This window comes from Dactylosporangium sp. NPDC049742 (assembly GCF_040674675.1).
Taxonomy (GTDB): Bacteria; Actinomycetota; Actinomycetes; order Mycobacteriales; family Micromonosporaceae; genus Dactylosporangium; species Dactylosporangium maewongense.
In genome coordinates this window covers 26,813-37,471 of record NZ_JBFANF010000096.1, presented here as the reverse complement: position 1 = coordinate 37,471, position 10,659 = coordinate 26,813, and the positions used below count along the sequence as shown (strand labels likewise).

The following is a 10,659-nucleotide window of genomic DNA, read 5'->3' as shown; positions in this document are numbered from 1 at the left end:
TTGGAGACGAACAGCGCCAGGCCGTGCTCGACGGTCTCGTCGACCCGGATCCGGCTGCCCGGGTGCCACCGACGACGGCCGCCGGCGCGCCATCACCTGCTTCCTGACGGGCACGGTGCCGGCCATGCTGCCCGGCGCCACCCTCAGCCAGCCGGCCGGGCAGACCGCGCCGCCGGGGACCCCGGCGCTGCACGCCTATCCGTTCGCGGAGGGCGGTGCCGGGTTCTACGCCGACGCGCTCGTCACCGACCCCTCGGGCGTGGGCCTGGTGTTCGTCGTGGTCCAGCCGCGGAGCCCGGCCGACCCGCCGCCGGGCGAGGACAACTGCCTCGCGCCCGTCTGCGAGCGGCGGACCGGGCCGCGCGGCGAGCCCGCCGGTGTTTACCGCAAGCCGGAGAAGGAGGGCACGTCGACGGGCTGGACCGTCGCGGTGTACTCGGCGGGGTCCGTCGTCACCGTCACCGCCGCCAACCACACGCCCGGCACGCTGAAGGCGACCCGGCCGGCGCCACCGCTCACCGTCGACCAGCTGTGGCAGCTCGCCACCGACCCCCGCCTTCAGGTGTACGGCTGACCAACGGAAGGTGTGCGCAAGGGGAGCGATATTTACCCCGCGGGCGTCGTCCCAACCATAGGATCATGAACGAATCCACTGGTCACGGGGCCGGAATCGGAGGTGGGCGACATGGCGAAGAAGTCGAAGAAGTCGAAGAAGGACAAGAAGAACAAGAAGAAGAAGTAGACCGGTCGGGCCGCCGTCTCCCAGCGGCACGGCGGCCACCACCCCGAGGTCGAGGGTCAGGAACCATGCACTACGACATGCTCGCGCTCCTGGACGCCCACCTGGCCCAGCTGAGCGCCGCCCGCAACCAGCTCGCGGCCACCCGCAGGGTCGCCCCCGGCGAGCGCCGCACCGCCGCCCTGTACACCATCGACATCAGCGAGCAGTACGCCTTGCAGGCCCGCGGCCTGCTGGCCGACCTCGACACCGACGTGTGCCGGACCCTGGTCACACAGTGATGACGACCTTCGCCCGGGCGTGGTCCATCTCCAGGTAGCGGACGGCCTCGGCCGCCTCGCCGAGCGGGAAGGTGCGGTCGATGACCGGCGTGACCGCGCCCGACTCGATCAGCTCGCGCAGCGTCGCGAGGTTCTCCCGGCCCGGCACCGCGGTGAGCACCCGCACCCGGTGCCGGACGAACCGCGACACCACCCGCCCCCTGGTGATCAGGCCGACCGGCCCGAACAGGCTGCCGCCCTCCGACACCCCGCCGCCGGACAGCACCAGCGTCCCCGTGGGCGTGAGGACCCGCCGGAACTCCGCCAGGGAACGGTTGCCCACGAGGTCGAAGACGACGTCGTACGGGCCGCCCTCCCGGACGAAGTCGGCGACGGTGTAGTCGATGACGCGGTCGGCGCCGAGCGACCGGACGAGGTCCACGTTCCTGGTGCTGCACACCCCGGTGACGTGCGCGCCGAACGCCTTGGCCAGCTGCACCGCGAACGTGCCGACCCCGCCTGACGCGCCGTTGACGAGCACCCGCTGCCCGGGCCGCACGCCCGCCTCGTCGCGCAGCCCCATGAGGGCGGTGTTGCCGGCGAGGGGCACCGCGGCGGCCTGCTCGAACGTCACGTTCGCCGGCATGCGGTCCACCGCGCCGGCGGCCGGGACCCGCACGTACTCCGCGAACGCCGCGTCGACCTCGCCGTAGACCTCGTCGCCGGGCCGGAAGCGGGTCACCCCCGCGCCGACGGCCTCGACCCGGCCGGCGAAGTCGGTGCCACGCACCCGCACCTTCGGCGCGCCGAGCCCGAACGCCATGCGGGCCACGTACGGGTCGCCGCGCATCACGTGCCAGTCGCGGGCGTTGACCGACGCGGCGTGGACGCGCACGAGCACCTCGCCGTCGCCGGCCGCCGGCGGCTCGACCTCGCCGACCCGCAGCACGTCGGACGGCCCGTAGCGGTCCTGGACGATCGCCTTCATCGCAAGCTCCTCCATGTCGCCGTGTTCAGGTGTACGGCGTACACCTGCTGCGTCGAAGGTAGGGTGTACGGCGTACACCAGTCAAGAGGCGATATCGTCGACGGCTGCGGAAGGGACGGGTGATCGGGTTGACGCGACAGGTCTCAGCGACGGCTCGGGCGCCGCTGACCAGGGATCGGGTGCTGCGCGCCGCGGTCGACCTCGCCGACGGGACCGGCATCGACGCGCTCAGCATGCGCAAGCTCGCCCAGGTGCTCGGCGTCGTGCCGATGGCGCTCTACAAGCACGTCGCCAACAAGGAGGAGCTCCTCGACGGCATGCTCGACGTGGTCGTCGGCGAGATCGACCCGCCGGCCGCGGCCGCCGGGGACTGGCGCGACGCCGTCCGGCAGCGGATCCTGTCCGCCCGCCGGGCCCTGCTGCGCCACCCGTGGGCGTCGCGCGTGCTGGAGTCCCGCACCGCCCCCACCCCGGTGGTCATGCAGTACATGGACTCGATGATCGGCATGTTCCGCACCGGCGGGCTGTCCGTGGACCTCACCCACCACGTGATGCACGCGATGGGCAGCCGCATCCTGGGCTTCTCGCAGGAGCTGTTCGCCACGCCCCCGTCCGAGGTGGCGCCGCCCGACCCCGAGACCGCCCGGCAGATGGCGGCCCGGTTCCCGTACATCAGCGAAATCACGACCAGGATCGCCCACGACGACGCGTCGGTGGTCGGCAGCGGCTGCGACGACCAGTTCGAGTTCGAGTTCTCGCTCGGCCTGCTCCTGGACGGCTTCGAGCAGCTCCGCCGACGCGGCTGGACCTCCCGCCCTTGACCCCTGCACCGACAATTGTGCTCATGCCTGAGTTCGGCAACGACGTCGTGCAGTCCCTGATCGCGGCGGGCCGTCCCTGGCCCATGTCCGGCGGACCGGTCGACGCGGGCGCGCTCCTGTGGGCGGCCGAGGGTGGCACCGGGACGTCGAAAGCCATGTATCAGGCGCTGCGGCGGCTGCGGAAGACACCCGGCTGGGGCGGGCAGCCACCCGAATCCGTGGACGACCCGGTGGTGCGGGACTTCGACGCCGCCGACCCCGTGGCGCTGCTGCTGCGAGAGGCGGACCACCTCGCCGGCGCACACCGCGTGACAAGGAGCGAACGGCCGCCGACGCAATGGCGGGAGTCGGCGGTGTCGGGACTGCGCGCGGCCCTCGACGAGGCGCGGGAGGCCGGTGTCGCGCATGTCGGCCGGGTGCACGTGCTGGCGGGCGTGTTGCGGTCTCCCGGCGCGGCGACGCACGGCCTGCCCGCGGACCCGGCCGACCGCGCCGAGCTCGCCGCCGTGATCCGGGCCGACCCGTGCTGGCGCGAGCCCGGCCGCCCGAACCGGCCGGCCGTGGCCATGCTCGAAGGACACCGTGAGCTGGTCGACCGCGCCGGCTTCGCGGGCTGGCGGGATCGCCGGTTCCGGCTCGAGCACCGGCGGCGCGACCGCTACGGCACGGGTGCGGCCAGCATTCTGCTGTGGGAGGCGATGCGTCAGGCGGCCCGCCTCGGCGACGGCCCCGTCACCTCCGCGCATCTGCTGCTCGGCGCCGCCGGCATGGCCGCACAGCTCCGGGCCGCGGACCGCCGTCTCAGACCGGCCGTCCAGCCGTTCAACGCCGCCCTCGACGTCCTCACCACCCACGGCGTGACCCTGGACCGCGCCGTCGCGGCGATGCCGGACGCGCGGGTGGCGGACCTGGCCGTCGTGCCGCGCGGGCGGGCGCAGCTCGTCATCTGGTTCCCCGGGCCGGGCTGGACCACGGAGGCCGTCGACGCCGTCGACCGGGCCGTCGCCCTGGCCCGCGACGCCGGGCACAGCGAGACCGGGGCGTCGCACCTGACGGTCGCGGCCCTCGACGCGGACGGCACCGCGGCGCGGCTGGTGCGGGCGCTCGGCGCCGACCCGGGTGACGTCCGCGACGATGTGACGCGGACGCTGCCGTAGCCGCGTGGCTGACACCGCGCCCTCGCCGGGGAGACGCGCCGATCGGTCCCGGCGAAGGCGCGGCGGCTCTAGCCCTTGACCGAGCCCGTGAGGCCGCCGACGATGTGCCGTTCGGCGAACACGAAGAAGCCGATCGCGGGGATCATCGACGCCGCGGTGTAAGCGAGGATGCGGGCGGTGTCCTGGGAGTACTGCGACTGGAACGCGGCGACGCCGAGCGGCAGCGTGAAGTTGCCCGGGTCGCTGAGCACCAGCAGCGGCAGCAGGTAGGCGTTCCAGCTGGTGACGAACGCGAGGATCGCCACCGTCGTCAGCGCGGGCCGGCTCAGCGGGATCAGGATCCGCCAGAAGAAGCCGAGCCGCCCCGCGCCGTCCATCGCGGCCGCGTCCTCCAGCTCGCCGGGGATCGCGGCCATGAAGGGGCGCAGGATGACGATGGTGATCGGCAGCGCGAACGCGGCCTGCGGCAGCGCCACCCCGAGCGGGTTCTCCAGCAGGTCCAGCTCGCGCAGCAGCAGGTACAGCGGCAGCGCCGCCGCCGTGAGCGGGAACAGCAGGCCCAGGGTGAACAGCGTGTACAGCGACTCGCGGCCGGCGAACGTGTAGCGGGACAGCGCGAACGCCGCCATCGCCCCGACGGCCACCGCCAGCAGCGTGGTGATCACGGAGATCAGCGCGCTGTTGTACATGGCCTGCCAGAACACGTCGGAGGTCAGCACCTCGCCGTAGTTGCTGAAGTTCCAGGGGTCGGGCCAGCCGGACGGATTGTTGTTGATCTGCGCGTTGGTGCGGAAGCCGCCGATGATGGTGAACAGCAGCGGCACGACGGTCACACCGACGACCAGCACCACGATCAGGTAGGTGAGGGGTGTCCCCACGGACGACCGCTTGTTCATCACCGCACCCCCCGGGTCAGGGCGCCCTGGATGTCGCGGCGCAGTGCGAAGCGCTGGTACAGCAGCGCGAAGATGAAGCACACCACGAAGAGCACGACGGCGACGGCGCTGCCGAACCCGAACTCGTAGCGGGTGAAGCCGTGGTCGAGCAGGTAGGTGGCCATGGTCGCCGAGGCGCTTGCGGGCCCGCCCAGCGTCATGATCCACACGAGGTCGAACAGCTGCAGGGACCCGATGACGGACAGGAAGATCCAGATCCGGATGGTGGGGCCGAGCAGCGGCAGCACGATGTGGCGGGTGGTCTCCCACGCGGACGCGCCGTCGGTCGAGGCGGCCTCGCGCAGCTCGGCGGGGATGCTCTGCAGGCCGGCGAGGAGCAGGATGACGCCGAAGCCGATGTACTTCCAGGTGATGACCACGAACAGGGTGTAGAGCACCAGGTCGCCGTCGGCGAGCCACTCCTGGACCAGGCCGCCCAGGCCCGCCGACTTCAGCAGCTGGTCGACGAAGCCGCCGGGCTGCAGCATCAGCAGCCACACCACCGCGGTGATGGCCTCCGACAGCACGTACGGCGCGAAGACCACCAGCCGCAGCACCGTCCGTCCGCGGATCTTGCGGTTGAGCAGCAGCGCCAGCCCGATCGACAGGGGCAGTTGGATGACCACCGACAACCCGGCGATGATCAGGTTGTGCCAGAGGGCGGTCCGGAAGACCTCGTCCTCCAGGACCCGCTTGTAGTTCTCCAGTCCGTATGGGGTGCGCGGGCTGAAGCCGGTCCATTTGTAGAAGCTGTAGTAGACGGCGACCGCGATCGGCAGCAGCACGAACCCGACGAACAGCACCAGCGCCGGGGTCAGCAGCAGCGCAAGCTCGAGGCGGGTCCCGAGACGCCCCGGCCGGCCTTCCGTTGCGGTGTCGTGACTGCGGAGGCGGTCACTTGTTCGCGACCGCCTTGTTGAAGGCGTCGACGATGCCCTGCGGGGAGCCCTTGCCGGCGAAGAAGTCGGCGACGGCGTCGTTGAGGGCCTGCCCGACGCTGGTGGGCAGTGCCTGGTCGAAGTACGTCTGGATGTACGGGGCCTTGTTCAGGTACTCCTGCACGGTCTTGAGCGTGGGGTCCTGGATGGCCGAGATCGCCCCCGGGTTCGCCGGGAGACTGATCGTGTTGGTCTGCACCAGCTTCGTCTGGACGGGCACGCTGGCGAGGTACTTGAGGAAGTCGGCGCACGCGGGGCCGGCCTTGACGGCGCACGAGTAGCCGTCGCCGCCGCCGAGCGCGGTGCCCGGGGTGCCCTTGCCGCCGGAGACCGTCGGGAAGGCGAACCAGCCGAGCTTCTTGGCGTACTCCTTGTCCTCCGTCAGCGGGATCATCGTGGGCAGCTCCCAGTCGCCCTGCAGCTCCATCGCGGCCTTGCCGTTGGCGACCAGGCCGGCCGAGCTGCCGGCGCCCTGCTGGGCGGGGGTGCCGAGGAACGCGTCCTGGAACGGCTTGGTGTCCAGGAACGCCTTGAGGTCCTCACCGGCCTTGACCCAGCACGGGTCGTCCATCTTCAGGTTCTTCACGGTGTTCTTCACCGTGTCCAGGGAGCACTCCCGGATCGCGAAGTAGGACCACCAGAACGCGTCGGGCCACTTGTCCTTGCCGCCGAGGGCGATCGGGGCGATGTTCTTCGCCTTCAGCTTGGTGACGGCGGCGTTGAGCTCCTCCATCGTGGTCGGCGGGGCGGTGATGCCGGCCTGCTGGAAGAGGTCCGTGCGGTACCAGAAGCCGACGACGTGCAGGCCGAAGGGCACGCCGTACTGCTTGCCCTCGACCGCCCAGCCGGTCGCGCCGGCGCCGAGCTCCTTGATCCAGCTCGACGTCGCGTCGGTGATGTCGAGGATCTTGCCCGACTGCACCTGGGTGGCCAGGGCGCCGCCACCCCACTGCTGGAAGATGCTCGGCGGGTTCGGCGACTGCAACGCCACCGAGATCTTCGTCTTCAATGCCTCGTTCTGTGCCGGTTCGACCTTGAACGACACGTTCGGGTGGTCGGCGTGGTACTGGTCCGCGATCGACTGCCACACGCCCTTGCCGGGGTCCTGGGCACCGTTGTGCCACCAGGTCAAGGTCGTGGCGGCATTCGGGTCACCGCTCGATCCGGGTTCGTCGTCGCCGCATGCGGTAAGGGAGGGCACGGCCATCGCGAGCGCGATGGCGATCGTGGCCAGCCTCCGTGGGGTGCTCAGGCGGACGTTCAAAGTGATCATCTCCTGACGGGGGCGAGCCGAGCCGAAGGGCTCGGCCCTCGATGACCGCAGAGTCTCCGCCTTGAAAACCAGAGTTGTCAATCGTTGTTGATATCGTTATCGGAAGTTACGCTGCCGTCGTGAAGCCCAGTTCTCGAATCACGATCCGGGACGTCGCCGCCACGGCGGGCGTCTCGGTGGCGACGGTGTCCAAGGTGCTCAACGCCCGCTACGGGGTGTCGGCCGCGACCAGCGCACACGTCCAATCCGTCATCCGCGAGCTGGGCTACGAGGCGAGCCTCGTGGCGCAGAGCCTGCGCAACCACAAGACCAACGTGATCGGCATCCTCGTCGCCGACCTGGAGCCGTTCAGCACCGAGCTGCTCAAGGGCGCCGCGAAGGCGATCAAGGGCACCGGCTACGAGCTGGTCGTCTACTCCGCCGGCGGGCGCACCGGCGACCAGGCGGGCTGGGAGCAGCGCTACCTGTCCCGGCTGTCCGGCACCCTCATCGACGGCGCGGTCCTGGTCACCCCGACCGTGGTCGACGTCGACTACGGCACCGCGGTCGTGGCCGTCGACCCGCACGCGGGCCCGACCGGACTGCCGACCGTCGACTCCGACAACCTCAACGGCGGCCGGCTCGCCGCCGAGCACCTGCTCGGGCACGGCCACCGCCGCATCGCGATGATCACCGGCCGCCCCGACCTGGAGTCGTCCAGGCTGCGCGAGCAGGGCTTCCGCGACGCGATGCGCGACGCCGGCGTGCCCGTCGACCCGGACCTGATCGAGGTCGGCGACTACGACCCGGACTCGTCCGCGGCGGCGGCCCGGCTGCTGCTCGGCCGCCCCGACCGGCCCACCGCGATCTTCGGCGCCAACGACGTCTCCGCGATCGCCGCGGTCGAGGTCGCCGCGTCGATGGGGCTGCGGGTCCCCGACGACCTGTCGGTGGTCGGCTTCGACAACGTCCCCGAGGCCGCCCTGGCCAGCCCCGCCCTCACCACCATCGACCAGCCGATCCACGCCATGGGCCACCACGCGATCGAGCTGCTGATCAAGCTCATCCACGGCGAGGAGGTCGACGCGACCCACGTCAGGCTCCCGACTCGCCTCGTCGTGCGGCAGTCGACCCGCGCCCTGTAGAAACTTTCAGCGTCGCGCAACGCCGCGCGTCACCCTGCCCCGAACGACATTGGAGTCACGAGCGTGACACTCGACAGCGGCGTCTCGTCGCCAACCACAGGCGGAACCTGGCGGGACACCACGGCGCCCGCGTCGGCACGCGTGGCCGACCTGATGACCCGGATGACCCTGCGCGAGAAGGTGGCGCAGATGTACGGCGCCTGGCTCGACGTCGACGACACCGCCGGGGAGGTCGCCCCGCACCAGCACGAGCAGACCCCCGACCCGATCGAGTGGGCCGACCTCATCCCGCACGGGCTGGGCCAGATCACCCGCGCCTACGGCACGACCCCGATCGCGCCCGCGGACGGCGCCCGGCGGGTCGCGCACCTGCAGCGCGAGATCGTCGCGGCCGGCCGCTTCGGCATCCCCGCGATCGTGCACGAGGAGTGCCTGACCGGCCTCGCCGCCTGGCAGGCGACCATCTACCCGGCGCCGCTGTCGTGGGGCGCGAGCTTCGACCCCGCGCTCGTCGAGGCGATGGGCGCCCGGATCGGCCGCACCATGCACCGCCTCGGCATCCAGCAGGGCCTCGCCCCCGTCCTGGACGTCGTGCGCGACCTCCGGTGGGGCCGGGTCGAGGAGACCATCGGCGAGGACCCGCACCTCGTCGGGCTGATCGGCGCCGCGTACGTGCGTGGCCTGGAGTCCGCCGGGGTCGTCGCGACCCTCAAGCACTTCGCCGGCTACTCCGCGTCCCGCGCCGGGCGCAACCTCGCGCCGGTGTCCGTCGGGCCGCGGGAGCTCGCCGACGTGCTGCTGCCGCCGTTCGAGATGGCGCTGCGCGCCGGCGCCCGCTCGGTCATGAACAGCTACACCGACGTCGACGGCGTCCCCGCCGCCGGCGACGAGACCCTGCTCACCGACCTGCTCCGCGGGCGGCTCCGCTTCGACGGCACCGTCGTGTCCGACTACTTCTCCGTCGCGTTCCTGCAGACGCTGCACGGCGTCGCCGGGTCCCGCGCCGACGCCGCCGCGCTCGCGCTGCGCGCCGGGATCGACGTCGAGCTGCCCGGCGCCAACTGCTTCGGCGCGCCGCTGCTGGACGCCGTCGAGGCAGGCGACGTCGACGAGGCCCTCATCGACCGCGCCGTCACCCGCATCCTGCTGCAGAAGTGCGCGCTCGGCCTGCTCGACCCCTCGTGGGACCCGTCGCCACCGGCGCTGTCCGACTCCACAGTGGACGTCGACGGCCCCGAGGACCGGGCCCTGGCCAGGCGCCTCGCCGAGCGCTCGATCGTCCTGCTGCGCAACGAGCCCGTCGGCGGCACACCGGCGCTGCCACTGCGCCCCGGCACCCGGCTCGCCGTCGTCGGGCCCGGCGCCGCCTCGCCCGGCGCGATGCTCGGCTGCTACTCGTTCCCCCGCCACGTCCTCGTCCACCACCCCGACGTACCCGCCGGGGTGGTGATCCCGTCGGTCCTCGACGCGCTAGGCGCGGACCACGACGTCACCTACGCGATCGGCTGTCCGGTCACCGGCGGCGACGACGAGCAGATCGCCGCCGCCGCCACGGCCGCCGCGGCCGCCGACGTCTGCGTCGCGGTCCTCGGCGACCTGTCCGGGTTGTTCGGCCGCGGCACCTCCGGCGAGGGCTGCGATGCGAGCGACCTGCGGCTGCCCGGCCGGCAGGAGGAGCTGCTCGAGGCGCTCCTCGCCACCGGCACCCCGGTCGTGCTCGTGCTGCTGGTCGGCCGGCCCTACGAGCTGTCCCGGCAGGTCGACCGGCTCGCCGCCGTGGTGTGCGGGTTCTTCCCCGGCGAGGAGGGCGCCACCGCGATCGCCGGTGTCCTCAGTGGACGGATCGACCCGTCGGGGCGGCTGCCGGTCAGCTTCCCGGGCGCCGGCGGCAGCCAGCCGTCGACGTACCTCGCCGCGCCGCTCGCCCGGCGCAGCGGCGTCAGCAGCGTCGACCCGACGGCGCTGTTCCCGTTCGGCCACGGCCTGTCGTACACGGCGGCCTCCTGGGGCGAGGTCACCTCGGCGCCGGCCGGGGGCTGGCCGACCGACGGCACCGTCGAGCTGTCGGTGCAGGTGGGCAACGACAGCGACCGCGGCACGAGCACCGTCGTCCAGGTGTACCTGCACGACCCGGTCGCCGAGGTCGCCCGCCCGGAGCGGCAGCTGATCGCGATGGCCCGGGTCGACCTGGCCCCCGGCGAGCGCCGCACGGTCGTCTTCGGCCTGCACGCGGACCTGCTGTCCTACACGGGCCGTGACGGGCGGCGCCTGGTCGAGCCGGGCGACGTGGAGCTGCGGGTAGCCCGCTCCAGCGAGGACGTGCACGCCACGGTCCGGATCCCGGTCGTCGGGCCGCGCCGGGTGGTGGGCCACGACCGGCACCTCCAGCCGCGCGTGACCGTCTCGGACTGACCTACGCGAGAG

At 72.3% G+C, this 10,659-nt stretch carries 10 protein-coding genes; 6 read left to right on the top strand and 4 right to left on the bottom strand.

All coding sequences use genetic code 11. From position 1 onward, the window contains the following. Positions 1 to 124 precede the first annotated feature (124 nt). Both AB0J72_RS54715 and AB0J72_RS54710 read left to right on the top strand, forming a co-directional pair. Positions 125 to 574, top strand: coding sequence for a hypothetical protein (locus AB0J72_RS54715; protein ID WP_363415867.1), 450 nt, complete (start codon positions 125 to 127; stop codon positions 572 to 574). Between the two features lie 233 nt (positions 575 to 807). After that, a complete protein-coding gene (locus AB0J72_RS54710; protein ID WP_344498860.1) occupies positions 808 to 1,020 on the top strand; it encodes a hypothetical protein in 213 nt (70 codons plus the stop codon). On the opposite strand, the gene AB0J72_RS54705 is transcribed toward AB0J72_RS54710, so the two are convergent. After that, complete coding sequence (locus AB0J72_RS54705) at positions 1,010 to 1,987, bottom strand: NAD(P)-dependent alcohol dehydrogenase (RefSeq protein WP_363415864.1); 978 nt, start codon at positions 1,985 to 1,987, stop codon at positions 1,010 to 1,012. The genes AB0J72_RS54710 and AB0J72_RS54705 overlap by 11 nt on opposite strands. Before the next feature lie 128 nt (positions 1,988 to 2,115). Between AB0J72_RS54705 and AB0J72_RS54700 the strand changes: the two genes are divergently transcribed. Then, positions 2,116 to 2,808, top strand: coding sequence for a TetR/AcrR family transcriptional regulator C-terminal domain-containing protein (locus tag AB0J72_RS54700; RefSeq protein ID WP_363415861.1), 693 nt, complete (start codon positions 2,116 to 2,118; stop codon positions 2,806 to 2,808). A gap of 23 nt (positions 2,809 to 2,831) precedes the next feature. Beyond that, on the top strand, positions 2,832 to 3,965 hold the full coding sequence (locus AB0J72_RS54695) for a Clp protease N-terminal domain-containing protein (protein ID WP_363415858.1): 1,134 nt from the start codon (positions 2,832 to 2,834) through the stop codon (positions 3,963 to 3,965). Positions 3,966 to 4,033: 68 nt separating this feature from the next. Here AB0J72_RS54695 and AB0J72_RS54690 read toward each other — a convergent pair whose 3' ends face one another. From AB0J72_RS54690 to AB0J72_RS54680, 3 genes are all read right to left on the bottom strand, one after another. Then, positions 4,034 to 4,861, bottom strand: a complete 828-nt coding sequence (locus AB0J72_RS54690) for a carbohydrate ABC transporter permease (RefSeq protein WP_360565638.1) — start codon at positions 4,859 to 4,861, stop codon at positions 4,034 to 4,036. Continuing rightward, positions 4,861 to 5,703, bottom strand: a complete 843-nt coding sequence (locus AB0J72_RS54685) for a sugar ABC transporter permease (RefSeq protein ID WP_363415854.1) — start codon at positions 5,701 to 5,703, stop codon at positions 4,861 to 4,863. Before AB0J72_RS54685 ends, AB0J72_RS54690 begins: the two co-directional genes overlap by 1 nt. 91 nt (positions 5,704 to 5,794) lie before the next feature. Next, a complete protein-coding gene (locus tag AB0J72_RS54680) occupies positions 5,795 to 7,111 on the bottom strand; it encodes an extracellular solute-binding protein (protein ID WP_363415851.1) in 1,317 nt (438 codons plus the stop codon). A gap of 119 nt (positions 7,112 to 7,230) precedes the next feature. Here AB0J72_RS54680 and AB0J72_RS54675 point away from each other — a divergent pair, with 119 nt between their 5' ends. After that, complete coding sequence (locus tag AB0J72_RS54675; RefSeq protein ID WP_363415848.1) at positions 7,231 to 8,235, top strand: LacI family DNA-binding transcriptional regulator; 1,005 nt, start codon at positions 7,231 to 7,233, stop codon at positions 8,233 to 8,235. 162 nt (positions 8,236 to 8,397) lie between these two features. After that, positions 8,398 to 10,647, top strand: a complete 2,250-nt coding sequence (locus AB0J72_RS54670) for a glycoside hydrolase family 3 N-terminal domain-containing protein (protein WP_363415845.1) — start codon at positions 8,398 to 8,400, stop codon at positions 10,645 to 10,647. Positions 10,648 to 10,659: the final 12 nt, after the last annotated feature.

Bases quoted from the DNA above. Each gene is read 5' to 3' on its own strand.
- AB0J72_RS54710 (WP_344498860.1), top strand. From the start codon at position 808: ATGCACTACGACATGCTCGCGCTCCTGGACGCCCACCTGGCCCAGCTG.
- AB0J72_RS54715 (WP_363415867.1), top strand. From the start codon at position 125: ATGCTGCCCGGCGCCACCCTCAGCCAGCCGGCCGGGCAGACCGCGCCG.
- AB0J72_RS54695 (WP_363415858.1), top strand. From the start codon at position 2,832: ATGCCTGAGTTCGGCAACGACGTCGTGCAGTCCCTGATCGCGGCGGGC.
- AB0J72_RS54705 (WP_363415864.1), bottom strand. From the start codon at position 1,987: ATGAAGGCGATCGTCCAGGACCGCTACGGGCCGTCCGACGTGCTGCGG.
- AB0J72_RS54690 (WP_360565638.1), bottom strand. From the start codon at position 4,861: ATGAACAAGCGGTCGTCCGTGGGGACACCCCTCACCTACCTGATCGTG.
- AB0J72_RS54680 (WP_363415851.1), bottom strand. From the start codon at position 7,111: ATGATCACTTTGAACGTCCGCCTGAGCACCCCACGGAGGCTGGCCACG.
- AB0J72_RS54670 (WP_363415845.1), top strand. From the start codon at position 8,398: ATGACCCTGCGCGAGAAGGTGGCGCAGATGTACGGCGCCTGGCTCGAC.